Origin of the sequence: Cytobacillus sp. T106 (genome assembly GCF_040492155.1) — a bacterium.
GTDB classification, from domain to species: Bacteria; Bacillota; Bacilli; order Bacillales; family Cytobacillaceae; genus Bacillus_AB; species Bacillus_AB infantis.
The window spans coordinates 78,058-98,271 of record NZ_JBEUMK010000010.1; the positions used below are offsets into that span (position 1 = coordinate 78,058).

Sequence of the window (20,214 nt, forward strand, 5' to 3'; positions counted from 1 at the left end):
GGACATCTGCAACTTTAGCTTTTTTATTTCATAATTCTAATCATTCGAAGAGACTTTCCTTAGAAGGGAGCCCGGAAATGATGAATATCTTTATTTTGGCAATATTCCTTATCGTAAATCTCCTCATCAGCAAAATTTATTTTAAAAAGAATCTTAACATCCCCAGCAAATCTAAGGGTATTTTATCTAAAGAAAGGAAAAGGGGTTTCCAGCTGGCTGAAGCGGGAATTTTTGTGATTTTTCTATATCTCCATTTTTTCGTACTAGTTGAAGGTAATTTTCCGCTTTTTGTAAGAATCGCTCCCATCATCGGGTTTTTCGTATTACTCAACTTTAATCGGGGATTAGAACTATGGATGACCGATCGGGATAGCAAAGCTTACTACCATGACTGGCTTGCGGCTACCATCATGTCCATCTTTTTCGCAGTTCTGGCGGCGGGGCATTATTTATAAAAAAGGAGGGGATTCACCCCTCCGGATTAATCTTGAAATTAGACTGTTTTTCTTTCGTCAATGTAAAGAAAAGGACGAAGCCGATGAAGGAAGTGGTAAATAAGATGCTTCCCATAGGTACGGCTGATGCTTCATTGATCCCGACAAGAGGGGAGACAATGCTGCCCAGGAGGAGCGGCATCATGCCGATAACGGCACTCGCACTTCCGGCGCGGTGCCCCTGATTTTTCAAGGCGAGCGTAAAGGAGCTGGTAAGGATCATCCCCATGGACGTCATATAGATGAATATCGGGATGACCAGCATAAACAGCGGCCCTTTAATGATGGTCATAGTCAGCAATAATGCAGTCGCGCTCACAGCGATGCAGACGGCTGTCCGAAGCAGGGTCCTTTCCTGTACAATGCCGGCAAGGCGGCCGATCAGAAAGCTCCCGGTGATGATGGCAATCCCATTGATACCGAACAGGATGCTGAACACCTGAGGAGAGACGCCATAGATTCCCTGGTAAACAAATGGTGTTCCGGATACATAAGCAAAGCTTCCTCCGTGTACAAAACCGACAATCAGGGCATAGCCGATGAATGAGCGATCCTTAAATAGGCCGCCCATTGCCTTGACTGTGCCTCCCAGACTGCTGGGAATGCGCTTTTCAGCAGGAAGCGTCTCAGGCAGGCGTATGGAAATGAGTGTAACGATGGCAAGTCCAAGCGCACATAAAAAGTAAAAAATGGTGTGCCAGCTGGCGAATGGCAGTAAAAGGAGCGCGCCGCCGGTCATAGGGGCAATCATCGGAGCGGTAGCATTTATCACCATTAATAGTGAGAAAAACTTCGTCAGCTCTGTACCGCTGAATACATCCCTCACAACTGCACGCGACAGGACAATCCCGGCTGAAGCGGTTAGCCCCTGAAAGAAACGGGCAGCTATAAACGTAGTGATATTTGGTGCAAGCGCACAAAATAATGAAGCGATGCTAAAAAGGGAAATCCCAATCAGAAGCGGTGTTCTCCTGCCTTGTGCATCGCTGATCGGCCCGACAATCATCTGACCGGCTGCGAGTCCCATCAGACAGGCGGTCAAGCTGAGCTGTACAAGGGACGCAGAGGCATCAAGGTCTCTGCCGATATCGGGAAAGCTTGGCAAGTACATATCGATGTTAAATGGCCCTAAAATTCCTAATGAACTAAGGAGAAAAGCAAGGGCAAGCCTTTCTCTTCCTGTTGGGTTTTGAAGCATGATCTCAAACCTTTCTTTCCAGCAATCTGCTATTTCTTGCATAAATATGGCTAGTATACGTCAGCCGGGCGGGGATGTCCAGCAGAGAATCATAGAAAGATGACAGGAGATGCGGGCACCCGCTTTTCATTTTCGATGAAGAGAGTTTGCATTTTTGATTCTCCCATGCATTATGGTGCTTTTTTTGGCACATCCTATGGCTGGGAGGTGATATCTATGCGAAAGGAAGAGAAACAAGCAGGCGTGCCAGTAGAAAGAGGGCAAGATACTCTTTTGAATACAGTAGATGAAACCTTCAACAGTATGGTTGAGGATGTCAGAAATATGATCAATGGAAATGAAGAGCAAGCCAGCCGAAAATAATCAACGCCTGCAGGGGCGTTTTTTTTTTACTTTCGGCCAAAAGTGGGCCGGTGAAAAAGGATCAATCTTCTTTTAAAAATTCAGAGAAAGACAGACAGGGTTATTTTGCTGCTTCAGCCTTTTAAGCTGGTATTTTACAAGTCTCTGCCTAAAAAGTTCGCACTGACCGGTGCTAGTCCCAATTCCCGTGCCCAAACAGATAGCTGTCCAATATGATGGATTTCATGTGCAATAATATGATGAAGAATTTCGTTTTTGCTAAAATCCTCATCATCCCATGGGACAGAAACAGTAAAATCAGGTGCAGCAATCAGACCTTCAGCAAAATAGCTCCTGATATCCTTCCGGAAAGAGTCGGAAAGCTGCCTGGCCTCAGTCAGACTGCGATATTCTTCAAAATCAACGATGGTATCGCCCAGACCTTGGATAGCACGGATCCAGCTGTATTCAACGTCGGCTATGTGGAGCAGTGTATGAAGTATGCTCCCCGCTCCTCCCGTCCGCTTCTTAAGCAGCTCATCCTCTTTCAGCTGTTCACACCATTGAAACCACTCATCCCTGACCTGCCAGTTATAGGTGAAAAATTGAATCATCATTTGCCGCCTTTCTATATAAGTATCATTTGAATGGAATTTATTTTAGCATAAAATTGCCAATATTCACTGCAGTTTTTTAAAATAAAGGAAAACCATGGCAGGCTGCAGAAGAATTACTTAATGAAAATATGGAGGCTGTATAATGCAAATAAGGCTCGCAGAAAGAAAGGATATAGATCAGCTGATTAGAATGAGATGGGACTTCACGCTTGAAGATTATGAGGAGGGCACTTTTTCAGAAAAAGATTATCCGGAATTCGAGAAAGAATGCAGATTCTTTCTGGAGGAAGCTATTGAGGGAGACATTTGGTATATCTGGATCGCGGAAGATCATGGGAAAGTTGTATCACATATGTACATAGAAAGAATACAAAAAGTTCCAAGGCCCGGCCGGATTACCTATCCCTTCGCCTATATGACCAATGTCTATACTGTGCCGGAATATCGCGGAAAAGGAGTCGGAAGCAGGCTGATCAGGGCCATCAATACATGGATTGAAGAGAACCATTATGAATTTATCATCGTCTGGCCGAGTGAGGAAGGGGTCGAATTTTATAAAAGGAATGGTTATAAGCATTGCAATGAGCCGATGGAATATTTTCCGCAGAATTAGAGCAGGATTGTCTGCCTGAATAATGGAGGGTGAGGCATGAATATGAATAAAGACAAAATACATCTGAAGAAAATGGAAACGAAAGAAGGATGCCTGGTCGAAGCTGCAAGCCTGTATAATGGTCTGGAATAAAGAAGATCAATCTTTTCTGGAAAGACTGATGCGACATGGCAGCTATGATGGCTTCCAGGGAGAAATGGCGTATGAGGGTGATGCCAGACTGGCAGGTTTCGTTTATGGCTATTACTCACAAAAGGGTCAATATTATAGAGGTTTGATTGAAAAGGAGCTTTCTGAAGAAGAGGCGCTGACTTGGCTGGAGGATTGCTTTGAAGTGGTGGAGCTGGCCGTCCATCCTGAAAGCAGAAAGCAGGGGATCGGCCGCCTTCTTGAACAAAGAGTTTTAGGGGAAGTATCAAATAAGACTGCAATTCTCACAACACAAAGGGATAACATTGCTGCCCTGCAATTGTATAGGTCACTTGGGTGGATAGCAATAAAAGAATCCTTTTTTCCTGACCAAACAGGAACTGCCTACGTCATTATGGGGAAGAGACTCTCGCATGATAAGAGTCCAATAGCAGGAGGCAGTGAACATGACTGAAATCTGCCTTGTACGCCATGGCCAGACTGACTGGAATGCTGAAGGCAGGATCCAGGGAAGAACAGATATTGAGTTAAATGAGATGGGTGTCCGCCAGGCAGCAGCGTGCAGGGATCACCTTGCTAATGAAAATTGGGATATTATCATTTCAAGCCCCCTGCAAAGAGCCAGACAGACTGCAGAAATCATTAACCAAAATATCCAGAAGCCTTTGGTGTTAATGGAGGAATTCATTGAAAGAAGTTTTGGCAGAGCTGAAGGTCTAACAGCTGTGGAGAGGCACGCTCTTTTTCCCGATAGGGATTATCCAGAGATGGAAAGCAAAGAGGACCATCATACACGGCTCAGTGAAGGGCTTGATAAAATCAGCATGCTCTATAGCGGGAAAAGAGTGATCCTTGTTTCGCACGGAGCATCCATAAATGCCCTGCTGTCACTGCTTTCATCAGGCGTGATCGGTTCTGGCAGAACGAAGCTTGAAAATGCCTGCATCTGCAGCCTTAAATTTAATGAAAAAGGGTGGCTTGTAGAGTACTATAATGAATCCGGCCACTTAAAGGCACTTTAAACAGGAAGTTTTTTAGAAAATATGATATGGTATATTAAGGAAAAGGAGGGCGAAGGATGGGTAAAGTTTTCTTGTCTATTCTGCTGGTTCTGCTTGCTGCGGCAATTGTCAGCTTCGTTTCGGGATTCCATTCCGCCGGCTATTTATTCGGCTTTATGTTCGGCACATTTGCGATGGGGATAAGCTTTGTGTATTCTGCCAGGGATGATGACCGGTACAGGCCGAATTATCTGAACAACGGAGGCGGGAAGAAATAGACCGCTGTCTTAAGCAAGTCCGGGAACCCAGATTTATAGAGGGTTCCTTTTTATTTTGCGGGTTTGCAATATTTTTAGAAAGGCTAAAAGAAGAAATATGTTAGAAAATGAAACTTTTTACTCTTTTTAAACGTTAAATTATATATAGTATTACGAGGTAGTCTATACTTTTTAATTAATATATTATCCATTAGCTGAGCCAGTTAACCGGATCATCATGTCTGACATAGGAGGTCAACCGTGGAAAGTTTAACGTATAAGCTTGCCAGTGAGCAGAGCGAGTTTGAACAAATCCATCAGCTTAATTATCAAACATTTGTAGAGGAAATTCCGCAGCACAGCAAAAATGATAAAAATGAATTGATTGATAGATTTCATCAGGAAAATACATATATGATTGCCAAAAAAGGAGAGGAAGTGGTAGGTATGATTGCCATCCGTGCCAAAAGGCCATTTTCTCTAGACTATAAGCTTGAGTCACTTGATGACTGCCTCCCCGTAAAGGGAACAGCTTGCGAGGTCCGTCTTTTATCGATCAAGAAAGCATACAGAAGCAGCCGTGTTTTTTATCATTTATGCGAAAGGCTTGTACAGTTCTGCCTTGAAAAAGGGTATACGATGGCCCTTATTTCCGGTACAGTCCGGCAGCTGAAACTGTACAGGCGGATCGGCTTTATTCCTTTTGGCCCTTTAACAGGGGAAGAGGGGGCACAATTTCAGCCCATGTACTTAACAAAGGAAAACTTTGAACGCTCGACTAAAGCTTTTATCCGCCTCATGGAGAAAAAGACTGAGCCTGCTAAGAGGATTTCTTTGCTGCCAGGGCCGGTTTCGATCCATCCGGAGGCTGAAAGAGCATTCAGAGAGCCTGCCATATCCCACCGAAGCGAAGAGTTTAAAAAAGAACTCCATCAACTCCGCAGCAGTCTATGCCACATGACCGGGGCTGCCCATGCAGAAGTTGTCGTCGGGACAGGAACCCTTTCCAATGATCTGGTTGCTGCACAGCTATCCTGCTTACGGGGAACAGGGCTGATTCTGGCGAATGGCGAATTTGGCTTCCGGCTGATTGACCATGCCAAAAGGCAGGGGCTATCCTTTCAATCTATTGAAAAAGAATGGAATGAGCCGATCCATTTATATGAGATTGAACAGTTAATCAAATCCAACTCTTCGATCAGCTGGATTTGGACTGTTCACTGTGAAACTTCGACAGGCTATTTATATGATTTAGATTCACTTAAGGAGCTATGCGGCAGCCGTGGGATTGAGCTTTGTGTGGATGCCTGCAGCTCGGCAGGTGCAGTGCCCCTTGATCTGAAGGAAATCTATCTTGCATCAGCGGTCAGCGGCAAAGGATTCGGATCCTATCCCGGCCTGGCGATTGTTTTTCACAGGGAGAGGATTCTAGGCGGCAATCATATACCAAGATATTTGGACTTGAAAATGTATCAGGAACATGAAAGCATCCCTTATACCCACTCTTCTAATCTCGTCACGGCGCTTAACAAAGCTTGCGGTCTCATTGATTATGAAAAAACATCAAGGATTGGAAAGCAGGCAAGGGAGAGGCTGTTGGCAAACGGGTGGATAGTTCTTGGGGATGAGAGCTATTCTCCTGGCATCATCACAATACTCGTACCGGAAACTATTTCCAGCAAAAAAATAGGTGATTACTGCAAAAGTAAAGGTGTGCTGATCAGCTATGAAAGTGAATATCTGCTGAAAAGAAATTGGATTCAGGCCGCTTTCATGGGGAGCATAAGCGAACAAGAAGCAGCAGAGGCATTGAAGATCCTGGAACATGCATTTAAAATACAGAACGAAAAACGGTATCAATATGAAACAGTTTAAGAAATTGACCCCGGTATGGGTAGCCGTCTTCTTTATGTGGCTCAAAACAGCTGCAGTATCTTTCATCGGCTTTAATCTGCATGCTGCAAGCCTGCTTGAAGTAATGCTGCTCACTTTTTCGCCATTGGGGCTGCTGATGCTTTTGATCGGGGGCGGCCTATTTTGGAAAAAGAAAGTGAAGCCTGCTGGAATATGGCTGATAATGCTGGTGTTGACGGGCATCCTTTATTCTGATCTTTTATATTACCGTTTTTACACTGATTTCGTCACGGTGCCGATTCTTTTCCAATTCAAAAACGTCGGAGGCCTGGGACCGAGCACCCTGGAACTGATCAGTCCCTGGGATTTGCTGCTTTTCATTGATTTGCTATTGTATTTTCTTTTTATCAGGAAAAAGAAGCTGACAAAAATGACGGTGACAGGAAAAACGGCATGGCAGTATGGTGGTGCCTGCATCGCCCTATTCCTCATGACCGGGGTGATCGGGCTTGTAAATGCGCCGCATCTTTTCACAGAATCATACAACCGTCCTCAGCTTGTCAAAAATATTGGACTGTATCCGTATCATCTATATGATATAGGAGTAGCTGCCTCATATCCCCTGCAAAAGGCATTTGCAGATGCATCTGATGCCAAGGCTTCTGCCGAGTACGTAAACGGCAGGACAGCGGAGCCTTCCGATTATTTCGGTGCTGCCGAAGGAATGAATGTTGTCCTCATCAGCATGGAATCGACCCAGGGATTCGTCCTTAATCAAAAGGTAAAGGGTGAGGAAATAACCCCATTCCTAAATTCGCTGTCAAAGGATAGCTTTTATTTCAATAATCTATATGACCAGACCGCACAGGGGAAAACATCTGATTCAGAATTCATGGTCGATAACGGATTGTATCCCTTGTCGAGCGGATCGGCTTTTGTCCGGAAATTTGAGAATACGTACAAAAGCCTGCCGCATATTTTGAAAAATGAAGAAGGCTACAAGGCTGCGGTCCTGCATGGCAATGAGCCTACCTTCTGGAACAGGGAAGATATGTATAAGTCGCTTGGTTATGACCGTTTCTTCTCTAAAGGCGATTATGAGGTGACAGAGGAAAATTCAGTGAACTATGGGATCAAGGACATCCCGTTCTTCCAGCAGTCAATTCCGCACTTAAAGAGCCTTGAAAAGCCGTATTACACCCGCTTCATAACATTAACGAACCACTTTCCATTCCTGCTCGAGGAAGAGGACCGGCTTATTCCTGAGGCTGAGACAAGCGAGATGGTGGTAAACCGCTATGTCACAACAGTCAGATACCAGGATGAAGCGATCAAGACCTTCTTCCAGGAAATGAAAGACAGTGGAGAATACGACAATACGGTGTTTGTGCTGTACGGGGATCATTACGGCATTTCCGACAAATATGAACATGGTGTGCTGGAGCTTTTGCGACAGGAAGATACCCTTGTCAACAGGATGAAGCTGCAGAAGATCCCATTGATCATCCATATTCCGGGGCAAGAGGGGAAGAGTATATCGACAATTGGCGGCGAAATTGATATAAGAGCAACTCTCCTCCATTTGCTTGGAATCAATCCCGAAGAGCATTACAGCTTCAGCCGCAATCTTTTTGCCCGTAATCCCGATCAGCCAGTTGTTTTCCGGGATGGAAGCTTCATTGCAGAAGATTATCTTTATAAAAGCGGCAGCTGCCTGAAAATAGACTCCGGGGAAGAAGCGGATATCAGCAAGTGCGAACCTTATCTGGAAACAGCCAGAAAAGAGCTTGGCATGTCAGATGATGTTGTGAACGGAGACCTCCTGAGATTTTTGAAGTAGGGGCAACGAAATCACTTTCAGCTTGAAAGTGATTTTTTGCTCTCCAGCCAGATCTGCACCTGTTCCAGAAAGTCTGTCTTGCACCAGGCAATGATCGCTTTTTCTTCTCCCAGCCGTTGAATCTGGCTTTGAAAAAATAAGTCCCCAACATAGTAGCCAAATCTGCTGAACCCGAATGATTGGCCGCCTCTGATGGAAAACCATTCTCTGAATATCTCTTCATGCTGCAGCTTTTTGAAATCTCCATAGAACTTTCTTATGATTTCATTGGTGTGGGACTTGGCGAAGGATAACCAGGCATCTCCTTGATCATTGAAGCTGAAATAGGCGGAGGAGGCAAGGCCTGGAGCAATTTTTCGCGAAAAATGGATGGCGGCGCCTTCCTGGTTAAGCCAGATCAGGGGATTATTCCATGAAACGCTTTTCCAGTCCATTCCAGCCTGATCACTGAGAATATTTTGTGCAGCATGGCCGAATTCATGGGAAACGATGGCCCTTAAATGTTCCTTATCATCGGTCAGCTGCTCCAGAGCAAAAGTAATATTCGGGATGATTTGCCGCCAAGTATAGGCATTTGATCCATAAATGCCGGCAATCAGGCTGACTTCAATTGGAAACTCGACTCCATAAGCTGCTTTAAACCTGGCGGCCGTCTCGTGAATAATGGGAAGGATATTTTCCTGCACTCTTTGAATATGGTTTTTTTCACACTCAAGCTGCTCAATGCTTTTTGGTATGCGTTTTTCATGATTCCTGCAGTGATACTGAAAATACTGTGCAAAAATATCAGGATACTGTCGATGGTATTCCCTGAAAAAATCAGCGGAAAGATGTCCTGTTTCGAGAAAAAAAGGAATTGTATTGGTGATTTTCATAAAAAGGTCCTCCTGCTCTTTTTTTCAATATAACATAGAGGGATCTCTTATGCGGGAGAATTTTACAATAAAAAAGCCTTTAATAACACATGAATGGGGGCGCACAAATGGGCTATATAGAAGAGCTAAGGAAGATTGTTGGCCACAGGCCGCTTATTCTTACAGGCAGTGTTGGGATATTGGTCAATAAGAGGGGACAGCTGCTGCTTCAGCAGAGGGTGTTTCCGGCAGGATCATGGGGCCTGCCTGGCGGGCTGATGGAACTTGGGGAGTCTGCAGAAGAAACATGCATGCGGGAGGTGTGGGAAGAAACAGGCCTGACAGCCGGTTCTCTAAAGCTGATTAATGTTTATTCTGGAAAGAATTATTTGGTGACGGCCGAAAATGGAGATCAATTTTACGCAGTCACTATTGCATATTTTACTGAAACGTTTAGTGGTGAGATGAAAATGGATCCGCAGGAATCGATGAATATTAAATTTTACCACCCAGATGAGTTTCCGGAGAATATGGTGGGCAGCCACAAAGTAATCATAGAGGATTTTATATGTAATATTTATAAAAAGGAAAAATACGCGACAGAATAATTGCTGTATGTGACAGCCGCCATTAAGGAAACAGGGTTAAAACAGGCGTAAGAATCAGCAGCCTTGTAATAAATTCAAACATAAATTCCAGCCCCCTTTAAAGGATTGTCCCTGCATCTGGCTCCTCCTTCGCCAAATGCCATGGCAGCCACGCATGCTGCCCCCGCTGATTTCTATATTAATAGGGAAATATTAAGCTGGTATTTATGTTTTGTTATAAATGGTTAAGAAGAGAGCGAAGAGCTTATGATTCCCAGAAAAAAAGGACTCTGCCAGTCCTTTTTAGGCCTTCATTAGATGTCCTGTTCCTCCAGTTCTATCTCCATCCGGGTCTGGGGGAATCCATTGGCTACCCATTCTGCCCTTAAGGCTGAGTCATACTGGGTGAGCCCTTTTTCAGCATCCACTTTATCGGCATCCACACTTTCAATCTGGTCAATCCTCTCACTGTTCCGCATACTCGTGTCTTCTATGACGCCGTCTTTGATTGTGTATGAAAAGGTACTTGTATTAGTGGCAGATTCTTCGCTGCGCTTCTTCATTGCCGCAATGGCCAGTGCAGCTCCGCCAGCAGATAGCAGGATTCCTGCAGCCATGTTCATTGTCGACTTTTTCATGGTTATTCCCTCCGGTATTTCAAATTTTTATAGAGATAAGTAATCTATTCATTTTATTCCCCGTTTTTGTTACTTTAAAAAGTATTTTATTTACAATTTGATTAAATTTATTTCTCTGGCTTCTAGAACGACTGAAAAGGGTCTGGAAAAGTCGACCCTCAAACGAAATAAAGATAGGGGGATTTTTGTGGTTTGAATTCAGAGTGATAAGGTAAGACCATGGCTTCTCTGAAAACAGTAACAGCGGAAGAAAGGAGTGAGCCGGGAAGCGATTTCATTGGGAAAACTAAAATAATGGTTGCAGCGAGGTGCGCTAGAACCGGTATTTCGCTGAAAAACTAAAATAATGGTTGCAGCGAGGTGCGCTAGGACCGGTATTTCGCTGAAAAACTAAAATAATGGTTGCAGCGAGGTGCGCTAGGACCGGTATTTCGCTGAAAAACTAAAATAATGGTTACAGCGAGGTGCGCTGGGACCGCTATTTCGCTGAAAAACTAAAATAATGGTTGCAGCGTGGTGCGCTGGGACCGCTATTTCGCTGAAAAACTAAACTAATGGTTCCAGCAGAGAGAGCTAGAACCGCTATTTCTCTTAAAAAGCAAAATAACGGTTCCAGCGGAGAGAGCTAGGACCGCTATTTCACTGGAAAACTAAAATAACGGTTGCAGCGAGGTGCACTGGAACCGCTATTTCACTGAAAAACTAAAATAACGGTTCCAGCAGAGAGAGCTAGAACCGCTATTTCTCTTAAAATTCAAAATAACGGTTCCAGCCAGCGGAGAAAGCTGATGGACGTCTATTTCTCAAATAAAAATAATAAGCGGCCCCAGGCGATTTTATTGTTAGTTTAGATTTTTTAGCTCTTGACGCACTTTTTCCCGGAAATCTTCATCCTTCAGCAGCTTCAGCTGGAAGCTGTTCATATTGCGTGTCAGTTTTGTCTGCTCTATGGGACTCAGGTTGTTTGATAGAAAAGTGATTTCAGTTTGATTGTTATCTTTATCTGTAGCATACATAGCCATTGTAAGGACAAAAGCAGTAGAGCCGCCTTTCTGGCCTGCATGCAAAAGCCATTCCTGATTGCGGGGGTCTTCCATCAGCTGTTCGAGAACCGGGTCAAGATGTATATGTATGTCTTCAGCCAGGTAAGTTTTACTGTTCAATTTTTCCATAAGAGAAGCATAATCTGCAGCCGTTGATCTCGGGAGTCGGTCAGACCAGATTTGCTGAAAGTCCATATCTAGCTTTTTGAGGAGCTGGGACTTTTCTTCATTTGTTGGGGGAGCGGACTTCCAGGATCTGTGAATGTCAATTGCCATATCGCGGTAATCCTGTAAAGGCATTTCCTTTAGTTTGGCCAGTGCTTCTTTTTTTGACAGATTATTTTCTTCCATAAGTTTCATTGGGATAAATAAGGAACTGGCCAGCGGGTACAGCGGTTCATGATTTTCTAAATTCATGCTTTCCAGATTAGAGTTGATGTGGTGGAGTCCAAGCATTTCAATTAAATAATCTGTGTTCGCATTCGAGCTGTAAGCAATCATGCCTTTCGTGACCTGCTGCAGTGTAGCATTATTTCCTTTTAATTCAGAGAGCCATGCCTCATGGGCGCCGCCGTCTGTTTTCGGCACATAGTACTTTTCAAGCTCCTTCAGATTGACTTGCTGCTCAGGATTTATTTTTCCTGCAGCTGCCTGCTTGGCGAATTCTAATGCCACAATGTATTTGACTGTGCTTGCCAAAGGCAGGCTTGTTTCAGGATTGATATTGGCAATTTCCTCCTGATTGTATTTTATAATGAGTGCAGCATTTTTTGTTTTTGCCTTCTCTTTTATGAAAGAGACAAGATAGCCAGGTTCTTCATTTTTTAAATTCTTCCAATACATCCAGACTCCAATTCCAAATAATGCAGCTGCCAGCAGCACAACTCCGGCAAGTATCCATAAAATAATTTTCATTCTTTAACCTCCTGTTCTACTTTACGGAAAAAAGCCTGTAATGTTTCAATATTTTTGCAAAATAGAAAATTCCGCATGTTTAAGATAAAATAGAATCAGTGAATTGTATATGAGGTGAGAGTGCCTATGATTAAAACAAATAACCTTGATGAAAGAGATTACGAACTGATACACGCCGCAGAGGAAGTCATCAAAAAAAATTACCGTTATGGACGGCACCATATCGGTTCTGCTGTCAGGTCATCGTCAGGCAAAATCTTTGCAGCCGTCCATGTGGAGGCAAATGTAGGAAGGATCACGGTTTGCGGCGAAGCGATGGCGATGGGGAAGGCTATTTCTGAAGGAGAGCATGAAATGAAGACGATTGTGGCTGTCGCCCATCCCCATCCTCACGAAGATATGGAAGATTGCTGGGTAGTCGCTCCATGCGGAATGTGCCGGGAACTGATCAGCGACTATGGAAAGGAAACGGATGTTATTCTTTCTTATCACGGGAAACTTGTTAAATGCAATGTAATGGAGCTGCTACCTGAAAAGTATGGAGTATAAGCTCCCTGAATGAATGCTATTTTGTCTAATTCAGCAATAAAATGATAGAAATTCTTTTACCCTCAGTGTAATATTAAGATGAAATTCAAACGAATTTCGTGATGGGCATCCCGATCGCCAGCAATCCCATTTAAGCGGTTCCAGGTTTTGATTTATCAAATATTTCAGAAATATAAAAATTGAATAAGAGGACGATGAAAGTTGAAAATAGATGCTAATGAAACACATGTAAAAGAACAGACTATTTTTGATCATATTGGTAATAAGATTCAAACAGAAGATAGAGAGATTCATATCATTGCCAAATTAGAGGAACCGCTGATTGTGATTTTGGGTAATGTGCTGAGTGATGAGGAATGTGAAGGATTGATCAGGATGTCCGAAGATAAGCTGAAGCGTTCAAAAATCGGCAACACCCGCACGGTGGACGATATCAGGACGAGCAGCAGCATGTTTTTTGAAGAAGGCGAAAATGAGCTGGTGGCAAGAATTGAAAGAAGGCTGTCGCAAATCATGAACATTCCTGTGGAACACGGGGAAGGACTGCAGATGCTGAATTATCACATCGGGCAGGAATATAAGGCTCATTTTGACTTTTTCTCTTCATCTAGCAGGGCGGCAAGCAATCCAAGAATCAGCACGCTTGTTATGTATCTGAATGATGTCGAGGAAGGCGGGGAAACCTATTTTCCTAAGCTGAATTTTTCTGTGAACCCGCAAAAAGGCTCGGCAGTTTATTTTGAATACTTCTATGATAATCAGGATTTAAATGATCTGACTCTCCATGGCGGAGCGCCTGTAATTAAGGGAAGCAAGTGGGCAGCCACCCAGTGGATGAGAAGGAAGAAGCTATAAAAACGAATAAAACGATCCTGTATGAACAGGATCTTCCTTTAACCTTTTAAGAATGAGAAAGCATTATTTGCTTTCTCATTTTTTGCGGATATTTATACTAAAAACCGGGTTATGGTCCAATCGCAGGGCGGCCAGCCTGCATTTATTAGTATAAAAAGAGGGAGGCAGAAGGATTCTTATGAATAAAAAAGAACAAAAGCTGAAGGATGTACTCACCAACTCCAGGCCGCCTTTATTCGAACAGGATTTCCCGGTCATTTTTTTCTGGAGCCCGAAAAGCGGATGTACTTCATTGATTAAGTGGTTTTATTTCCAGATCGGCAAGCTTGATGAGGCATTAAAGCATAATCCATGGGTCCATACCTACAGGCTGCAGGTTTACCAGAAGCAGCCCCAGTATTTATTGCGTATAGCAGAGCAGCTCCTTTTTAATAAGAAGGAATCCTATAAACTGGTCCGCAATCCTTATACAAGAGCGGTAAGTTCATATCTTGCCGCTATTTATAATGAGACATTGCTGAATCAGATTGCTCCCGGAGCAAAGGATACCGGCATTTCCTTCAAGGAGTTTCTATTTAAGGTAAAAGAAATCGGGGCTGATAATCCTAAGCTTGATCCCCACATCGCCCAGCAGTATATCCAGGATGAAGAGCTGTTTGTCAAAAATCATATCCGGCTGGAGAACTTTACCGCAGAAATAAAGAGTCTCGAACAAAAATTTAAGCTGAAGAACTCGCCTTTGCATGAATTTGTAAAGTCCCCCCATCACCTTACACAAGCGATGCAAAGCAATGGCAGGCAATCATTTGCCGATACAAGATTTTCGAGACAAACCATTAAAACACCTCTCCCAGATTACACTGATTTTTATAATGATGAAACAAAGAAGCTTGTACAAGAGCTATTTAAAAATGATTTCAGCCATTATGGATATGCTGTGGAAAGGATTAAATAATCTTTCTTTGAATGGAAAAAGACTTCCGGAAAAGAAGTCTTTTTTTCAGTATTACTTGCAGGCAGCGGCAGTAAAATCCTTTCGCCTGTAGACGCTGAGGGCGATGCCTATGACAAAAGCATTAAGGATCGCCGGTGTAAGGCCATAGCTTATGAACGGCAAGGATATCGAGATGATAGGGAGGAACCCTAATGTCATCCCGATATTGTAAAGAAACTGAACAGAATAGAGGGCGATTGCCCCTGTGACAAGCTGTTTGCCGTAAGGGTCTTTAATCTGTCCGCCGACAGATACCATCCTGGCCAAAAGAAGGGCAAGAATGACAATTAACAGGCCAGCCATCAGCCATCCGTAAAAATAGGTGATATTAACAAAGGCATAATCGGAATGCAAATTTGGAATGGATGCTGTTTTTTCCGGATTGCCAAGCCAGCCGCCTTCAGCCAGCATTTCTCTTATCTTAATATACATAAATCCCGAAGTCTCTGAGTATTCTTTTGGGTTAAGGAAAGCGAATATGCGGACTTTTTGATACTCGTTGCTTGTGAACCATGCTAATATGCCCAATAAGACTAGGATGCCTCCGACAGATGATGTGGTTGCGATGATGGTTTTCCGTGTTACTGCGCTTCTGATAAACAATATCATGACCAGGAAGCCGTACATCATGGCAATCGGGAAGCCCGGCAAAGATAAGAATAGAAATAAAGTAATAGCAAATATAAGCCAGCCTATCCATAGATTTGGTTTTTCTTTTGAAAAAAAACTTGCCCAGAAGAGGTAGAAAAATGGCAGTATCGACATTCCGCCGAATGCTCCAATTCCAGGGATCATGAAATATGGGAATCCGTTTATTATGGCCCTGATAGAAAATGGAGCTATAAGCAATGAAACTAGGTATAAAACCCCGATTGTAAGCAAGTGCCAGCTCCACTTTTGAAGTTTCCGATAGTCAAAGAACATGACAGCTAGTGCAGTCAGTAATCCAAGGCCAATATAGAAGATTTGCTTTGAAACAAATGCAACATCATAATCTTCATAATGGATATTAAACAATGGAAGCAGCCCCATCCCAAAAGCCGCAGCCAGCAGCCCTATCAGCAGCCAATCCACCCTCGGCTTATGTATTTTGTTCAGCTGCATCCCAAGCTCCGCCGGGCTGCCCATTTGCAGGACTGCCTTTTCTTCCGCCTCTGTTTCTTCGATTCCCTCTGCCATCAGCTCTATTTTCGTTTCCTGGAGATGATGCTCCAGCTCTTTATGGATAAAAACCTTGGCTTCTTTGGATTTTATATGCTTTTTGACCTCCGAGAGGAAGCCGTCTTTTTCAGCAGCCATTATTTCAGCCCTCCCATAATTCCTGCAGGGCCGTACGCCTGCCGGCCGATTTTTTCTCTGACTGCTCCAGGAGTTTCCTGCCCCTGTCATTCAGCTGGTAGTATTTGCGTGAATCCTGCCAGCTGGACTGAAGATAGTTTTTCCGTTCCAGCCTGTGCAGCAGGGCATAGAGGAAGCCTTCGTTTTTTTCAAAGTTAGAAATTCCCCTTGCGATGATGCTTCTTGTCAATTCAAATCCTGTCTTTTCAATGACAAGCAGCTGCAGGACAGCAAGGATGACATCTTCATCACTTTTTATCTGAAGATTTCTTGCCTTTGCCTTTACCTCTTCACGGCTTTTGCCGGTAAATGACAGGTCCTGGAAAACGGAATTTTCCATCACTTTTTTTAATTTCTTCAGGCGCTCTTCCATCATAGCTCCTCCAGTCTTTCTTTTAATAGCTGCTTTGCCCGCTTCAGGCGCGTCTTGATCGTATTTTGGTTGATGCCAGTGACGGCCGCTATTTCCTTCATGCTCATCTCCTCGAAATAATGCAGGTAGATGACTTCTCGGTAGTGGTCCGGCAGGTTCATGACTGCCGCTGCGAGCTGTGAATCATCATCTTTTTTGATGACGGCTGCCTCGACCTCATCCTTCATGCCGCTGCCCGATTTTGCCTGTTCCTCTGAAAGGATGATATGGCGGTTGTGCCAGCTTCTGAGATAGTCTTTGCAATGATTGACGGCAATCCGCCAAAGCCATGTTTTCAGCATCGATTTTCGGTTATATTGATGGAGGTTTTTATAGCATTTAATGAAGATTTCCTGTGTCAGATCCTCTGCCACATCTTTTTGCTTCACATATGTATAGGCAAGCTGGAGAATATCCTGTCCATAAAGCTGCATAATCTGGTCAATGGCTGCTTCCCTGTCCATTGCCAATAATATTTCTGATAAAGTTTCTTCCACGGTTCTTTGCTCCCTTCCAACCATTAGACGGGGCACCCGCTGTTCAGGTTTGTGTTTTTTATAAAAAGTTACATTTCATTTTAGCCTTTAGCAGGAGAATAAGAAAACCCCCCGGTTCAGGAGGGCATAGATAATTATTTATCTTTTTCCAGCTTATTCAGCAATCTAATGATTTCATCCAGCTTGGCGTGCAGCTCCTGATCAGAAGAATAGGAGGCCGCTGAACGGGACACCATCCTTTGCATAAACAGAGTTAAAGAGAATACACCCAGCAAAGTCAGTAAAACAACGGCTATTAAAATCAGCCAATCTCCTAGATACATACTATACCTCCAGTGCTGTTGAATAAGATATAAGGGAAATTATGGTATAATACTAACAGTCAGCAGGAGGGATTGCAATGTTCAAACATATACAGCCATTTCAGATTTTTATCGGATATTTTGTTTCACTCGTTTCTTTTTCTCAGGCATACAGCAGCTTTGCTGAGGGAAGGACTGCCTCTTTTTATCTGTTTCTAATCAGCGGGGTCCTGATCATCATCCTTTATACAGCAGCCTGGATTTCAATTTCATCGAGAAAAAAGGCAAATAATGCAGCAGAATAAAAGGAATCCTGCTTCTGGATGGAGAATCTCTGTATATACTGAATTTTCCAGGAGGGGTTCTTATGAGCAAAAAGATTTGGAGAGTAGGTACTACTTATATTCCGGTTAAGGATGTTCAGGCATCTGCAAATTGGTATGCGGGAAAGCTGGGGGCAGAGCTGAATTATATTGATGAAGACAAAGCTATCCTTAATTTGGCGAACCAGAGCTTTTTCCTTGTTAAAGCAGCAGAATCACAAACTAGTAATTTCACAGATGCTTCGGGAGCGGAAAGGTTTTCTCTGACGTTTGAAGTGGATGGGCAGGCTGCCCTTGAAGCGGTTCATCAGGAGTTCCGTGAACAAGGAGTCCATACAGGCGAGATCGAGGAGAGGGGACACGCTGGCAGGAACTTTGTGTTCAGGGATCCGGACGGCAATCTGTTCGATGTATGGAGCGAGCTGAGTCCTTCATTCAAGGAGAAATTTATGGTATCGCAGTAAAAGGGCCTCCTGGTCCTTTTTTTGTCTGATTTTACGAGTGGGAGCTGAAACTGTGAAACGATTTGTAATCATGACCGTCGGGAAAACACACAGCGGAAAAAGCACATTTGCGGGAGAATTGAAGAAAGAGCTGAAAGGCTCTTTTGTGATGGACCAGGATAACCACGCGGCATTTATCCATACATATTATGAAGCTCTTCAGCCTGTAAGCGGGCCAAATACCCTAAAGCACGGGCTATCAAAATATATTGTCGAATATGCAAAAGAAAATACCAGCCTGCATATGATCATCTGCAATTCTAATCTCAGCAGGAAAGACAGGGACTATCTGTTGAATGAACTATTTCCGAGTGAAGATTTCTTCCGGATTATGGTTCATTTCCAAATCCTGGATTCCATTCTGGAAGCAAGAGCTGCAGAAAGCAACAGGAGCACTAATATTTTCAGGAATGCAGCCACCTTTAAAGAGGTGCTGGAGCGGCAGCAGGCCGCCCGTAAGGAAGACCCCGCCGAAGATGAAGCAGATTATCTTTTTGTTATAAAAAATAATGAAGAGGCTGGTTCTGTCATTAGAGAAATTATAAAGCTTACTGAACACTTTTATTGAAGGGGAAGTAGAGAAATGAGAATCTGCGGCAGGGCAGTTATTGTAAAAGATGGTAAAGTTGCACTCATTAAGCGGATCCGGGAAAGTGAAGAATATTATGTGTTCCCCGGCGGAGGCGCAGAGCCTGGAGAGCTGGCTGAGGAGGCAGCAGCACGTGAAGTCCTTGAAGAACTGGGAATTGAAGTGAAGGTTGGCAGACTGCTGGTCCGTCATGATTTTGATGGACCGCAATATTTTTATTTTGCAGAGATGAGGGCTGGTATTTTTGGGAGCGGGACAGGAGAAGAATTCGATCTGGCAAAGGGCCGCGGCACCTATGAGCCGCTTTGGGTGGATATCGGTTTATTGGCAGATTTGCCTGTAAGGCCGGCTGAAGTGGCAAATCTGGTTAGGGAATTGCGGATTTTTTAAAATTGAGAGGAAGTCCGGTGAACAATCAACCGATCCTCAAACACCTCTAAAATAGCAGACTTAAGGTATAATTGAAAACAAATACAATATAGAGGTGTGCCACTTGGAAGAACTTATAACATTAAAGAAGGGTCATAAAAAGCTTTCCAGGCTCAAGATTATCCAGCGCATGGTATTTATAACGCTTGGTGCTTTGCTGATGGCTACCGGGCTTGAAATTTTCCTGATCCCCAACCAGGTAATTGACGGCGGAATCACAGGCATATCCATTATGCTTTCTCATATTACAGGAATCAAGCTGGGTTTATTTTTATTCGTCTTGAACTTGCCCTTCATTTATTTAGGCTACAAGCAGATGGGCAAAACATTTTCGCTTTCTGCCATTTACGGCATCATCATGCTCTCCCTTTTTGCTTCATTCTTTCACCCAATCCCTCCTTTTACAGAGGATATTCTTTTAGCCACAATTTTCGGCGGCATTTTCCTCGGAATTGGCGTAGGGCTTGTCATCCGCAATGGCGGAGCGCTTGACGGGACTGAAGTTCTGTCCATCGTCATCAGCAAGCGTGTCCCTTTTTCTGTCGGGGAAATCGTCATGTTCATTAACTTCTTCATTCTGAGCTCTGCAGGCTTTGTCTACACATGGGACCGGGCCATGTATTCTATACTTGCCTATGTCATCGCTGCAAAAGCGATTGATATTGTCGCTGACGGCCTCGAAGCATCCAAATCGGTCTGGATCATCAGCGAAGAAGCTGACATAATCGGCGATACCATCAATGACCGGCTGGGACGCGGTGTCACGTACCTGAAAGGGGAAGGCGCATACACAGGAGACGACAAGAAAGTAATATTCTGCATCATCAACAGACTGGAAGAATCCAAGCTCACCAGTATCCTTGAAGAACTTGATCCGTCCGCCTTTTTAGCGATAGCTGACATCACTGAGGTGAGGGGCGGACGTTTTAAAAAGAGAAGCATCCATTAAAAAGCCTATCAGGTCCTCCAAATGTGAGGGCCTTTTTTTGTTTAAAGAATATCCCTTACTTTTTGTTTGCT

General features: G+C 43.7%; 26 protein-coding genes. 17 read left to right on the forward strand and 9 right to left on the reverse strand.

The window, feature by feature from the left end:
* Positions 1 to 77 precede the first annotated feature (77 nt).
* Positions 78 to 455, forward strand: coding sequence for a DUF4181 domain-containing protein (locus tag ABU165_RS17315; protein ID WP_318060295.1), 378 nt, complete (start codon positions 78 to 80; stop codon positions 453 to 455).
* Positions 456 to 468: 13 nt separating this feature from the next.
* Here the strand turns inward: ABU165_RS17315 and ABU165_RS17320 are convergent, their stop codons facing one another.
* Complete coding sequence (locus ABU165_RS17320; RefSeq protein WP_022543956.1) at positions 469 to 1,692, reverse strand: Bcr/CflA family efflux MFS transporter; 1,224 nt, start codon at positions 1,690 to 1,692, stop codon at positions 469 to 471.
* Positions 1,693 to 1,908: 216 nt separating this feature from the next.
* Here ABU165_RS17320 and ABU165_RS17325 point away from each other — a divergent pair, with 216 nt between their 5' ends.
* A complete protein-coding gene (locus ABU165_RS17325; protein WP_224950537.1) occupies positions 1,909 to 2,055 on the forward strand; it encodes a hypothetical protein in 147 nt (48 codons plus the stop codon).
* A 134-nt stretch (positions 2,056 to 2,189) separates the two neighbouring features.
* Here ABU165_RS17325 and ABU165_RS17330 read toward each other — a convergent pair whose 3' ends face one another.
* Positions 2,190 to 2,648, reverse strand: a complete 459-nt coding sequence (locus ABU165_RS17330; protein WP_306009274.1) for a DinB family protein — start codon at positions 2,646 to 2,648, stop codon at positions 2,190 to 2,192.
* Positions 2,649 to 2,793: 145 nt separating this feature from the next.
* Between ABU165_RS17330 and ABU165_RS17335 the strand changes: the two genes are divergently transcribed.
* The 6 genes from ABU165_RS17335 (at position 2,794) to ABU165_RS17360 (ending at position 8,366) form a co-directional block, all read left to right on the forward strand.
* Entirely contained in the window at positions 2,794 to 3,264 is a 471-nt protein-coding gene (locus tag ABU165_RS17335; RefSeq protein WP_318060294.1) for a GNAT family N-acetyltransferase, read from the forward strand.
* A gap of 118 nt (positions 3,265 to 3,382) precedes the next feature.
* Positions 3,383 to 3,868: a GNAT family N-acetyltransferase gene (locus tag ABU165_RS17340; protein WP_318060293.1), complete on the forward strand. Its 486-nt coding sequence runs from the start codon at positions 3,383 to 3,385 to the stop codon at positions 3,866 to 3,868.
* Positions 3,861 to 4,436 carry a histidine phosphatase family protein gene (locus ABU165_RS17345; protein WP_009793427.1) on the forward strand — a complete coding sequence of 192 codons (576 nt, stop codon included), beginning with the start codon at positions 3,861 to 3,863 and terminating at the stop codon, positions 4,434 to 4,436. The genes ABU165_RS17340 and ABU165_RS17345 overlap by 8 nt, the downstream gene beginning before the upstream one ends.
* Before the next feature lie 56 nt (positions 4,437 to 4,492).
* Positions 4,493 to 4,693 (forward strand): hypothetical protein, encoded by a 201-nt coding sequence (locus ABU165_RS17350; RefSeq protein ID WP_009793428.1) that lies wholly within the window; start codon positions 4,493 to 4,495, stop codon positions 4,691 to 4,693.
* 240 nt (positions 4,694 to 4,933) lie between these two features.
* A complete protein-coding gene (locus ABU165_RS17355) occupies positions 4,934 to 6,547 on the forward strand; it encodes an aminotransferase class V-fold PLP-dependent enzyme (RefSeq protein ID WP_009793429.1) in 1,614 nt (537 codons plus the stop codon).
* Positions 6,534 to 8,366: an LTA synthase family protein gene (locus ABU165_RS17360; RefSeq protein WP_009793430.1), complete on the forward strand. Its 1,833-nt coding sequence runs from the start codon at positions 6,534 to 6,536 to the stop codon at positions 8,364 to 8,366. The genes ABU165_RS17355 and ABU165_RS17360 overlap by 14 nt, the downstream gene beginning before the upstream one ends.
* Before the next feature lie 17 nt (positions 8,367 to 8,383).
* On the opposite strand, the gene ABU165_RS17365 is transcribed toward ABU165_RS17360, so the two are convergent.
* Entirely contained in the window at positions 8,384 to 9,241 is an 858-nt protein-coding gene (locus ABU165_RS17365; RefSeq protein ID WP_009793431.1) for a hypothetical protein, read from the reverse strand.
* 107 nt (positions 9,242 to 9,348) lie between these two features.
* Here ABU165_RS17365 and ABU165_RS17370 point away from each other — a divergent pair, with 107 nt between their 5' ends.
* Complete coding sequence (locus ABU165_RS17370) at positions 9,349 to 9,828, forward strand: NUDIX hydrolase (RefSeq protein WP_009793432.1); 480 nt, start codon at positions 9,349 to 9,351, stop codon at positions 9,826 to 9,828.
* A gap of 293 nt (positions 9,829 to 10,121) precedes the next feature.
* Here ABU165_RS17370 and ABU165_RS17375 read toward each other — a convergent pair whose 3' ends face one another.
* Entirely contained in the window at positions 10,122 to 10,445 is a 324-nt protein-coding gene (locus ABU165_RS17375; RefSeq protein ID WP_009793433.1) for a hypothetical protein, read from the reverse strand.
* Positions 10,446 to 11,287: 842 nt separating this feature from the next.
* On the reverse strand, positions 11,288 to 12,403 hold the full coding sequence (locus ABU165_RS17380) for a serine hydrolase (RefSeq protein ID WP_318060292.1): 1,116 nt from the start codon (positions 12,401 to 12,403) through the stop codon (positions 11,288 to 11,290).
* Positions 12,404 to 12,529: 126 nt separating this feature from the next.
* Here ABU165_RS17380 and ABU165_RS17385 point away from each other — a divergent pair, with 126 nt between their 5' ends.
* The 3 genes from ABU165_RS17385 (at position 12,530) to ABU165_RS17395 (ending at position 14,762) form a co-directional block, all read left to right on the forward strand.
* Positions 12,530 to 12,952 (forward strand): cytidine deaminase, encoded by a 423-nt coding sequence (locus ABU165_RS17385; RefSeq protein WP_009793435.1) that lies wholly within the window; start codon positions 12,530 to 12,532, stop codon positions 12,950 to 12,952.
* Positions 12,953 to 13,153: 201 nt separating this feature from the next.
* Positions 13,154 to 13,807, forward strand: a complete 654-nt coding sequence (locus ABU165_RS17390) for a 2OG-Fe(II) oxygenase (protein ID WP_009793436.1) — start codon at positions 13,154 to 13,156, stop codon at positions 13,805 to 13,807.
* Between the two features lie 178 nt (positions 13,808 to 13,985).
* Positions 13,986 to 14,762, forward strand: a complete 777-nt coding sequence (locus tag ABU165_RS17395) for a sulfotransferase family 2 domain-containing protein (RefSeq protein ID WP_009793437.1) — start codon at positions 13,986 to 13,988, stop codon at positions 14,760 to 14,762.
* Positions 14,763 to 14,813: 51 nt separating this feature from the next.
* Here ABU165_RS17395 and ABU165_RS17400 read toward each other — a convergent pair whose 3' ends face one another.
* The 4 genes from ABU165_RS17400 to ABU165_RS17415 form a co-directional block, all read right to left on the reverse strand.
* Positions 14,814 to 16,100 (reverse strand): FtsW/RodA/SpoVE family cell cycle protein, encoded by a 1,287-nt coding sequence (locus ABU165_RS17400; RefSeq protein WP_009793438.1) that lies wholly within the window; start codon positions 16,098 to 16,100, stop codon positions 14,814 to 14,816.
* Between the two features lie 4 nt (positions 16,101 to 16,104).
* The gene (locus ABU165_RS17405) at positions 16,105 to 16,512 is read right to left on the reverse strand and encodes a PadR family transcriptional regulator (RefSeq protein WP_022543953.1); all 408 of its coding nucleotides are present in this window, start codon (positions 16,510 to 16,512) and stop codon (positions 16,105 to 16,107) included.
* Positions 16,512 to 17,048 carry a sigma-70 family RNA polymerase sigma factor gene (locus ABU165_RS17410; protein ID WP_009793440.1) on the reverse strand — a complete coding sequence of 179 codons (537 nt, stop codon included), beginning with the start codon at positions 17,046 to 17,048 and terminating at the stop codon, positions 16,512 to 16,514. Before ABU165_RS17410 ends, ABU165_RS17405 begins: the two co-directional genes overlap by 1 nt.
* A 134-nt stretch (positions 17,049 to 17,182) precedes the next feature.
* Positions 17,183 to 17,371 carry a DUF4083 domain-containing protein gene (locus ABU165_RS17415; RefSeq protein ID WP_318060291.1) on the reverse strand — a complete coding sequence of 63 codons (189 nt, stop codon included), beginning with the start codon at positions 17,369 to 17,371 and terminating at the stop codon, positions 17,183 to 17,185.
* A 77-nt stretch (positions 17,372 to 17,448) separates the two neighbouring features.
* Between ABU165_RS17415 and ABU165_RS17420 the strand changes: the two genes are divergently transcribed.
* The 5 genes from ABU165_RS17420 (at position 17,449) to ABU165_RS17440 (ending at position 20,143) form a co-directional block, all read left to right on the forward strand.
* Positions 17,449 to 17,655 (forward strand): hypothetical protein, encoded by a 207-nt coding sequence (locus ABU165_RS17420; RefSeq protein WP_009793442.1) that lies wholly within the window; start codon positions 17,449 to 17,451, stop codon positions 17,653 to 17,655.
* A gap of 62 nt (positions 17,656 to 17,717) precedes the next feature.
* Complete coding sequence (locus ABU165_RS17425) at positions 17,718 to 18,137, forward strand: VOC family protein (RefSeq protein ID WP_009793443.1); 420 nt, start codon at positions 17,718 to 17,720, stop codon at positions 18,135 to 18,137.
* A gap of 52 nt (positions 18,138 to 18,189) precedes the next feature.
* Positions 18,190 to 18,744 (forward strand): ATP-binding protein, encoded by a 555-nt coding sequence (locus ABU165_RS17430; RefSeq protein ID WP_318060290.1) that lies wholly within the window; start codon positions 18,190 to 18,192, stop codon positions 18,742 to 18,744.
* Positions 18,745 to 18,759: 15 nt separating this feature from the next.
* On the forward strand, positions 18,760 to 19,155 hold the full coding sequence (locus ABU165_RS17435; protein ID WP_318060289.1) for an NUDIX hydrolase: 396 nt from the start codon (positions 18,760 to 18,762) through the stop codon (positions 19,153 to 19,155).
* Positions 19,156 to 19,258: 103 nt separating this feature from the next.
* Entirely contained in the window at positions 19,259 to 20,143 is an 885-nt protein-coding gene (locus ABU165_RS17440; RefSeq protein WP_224950519.1) for a YitT family protein, read from the forward strand.
* Positions 20,144 to 20,214 lie beyond the last annotated feature (71 nt).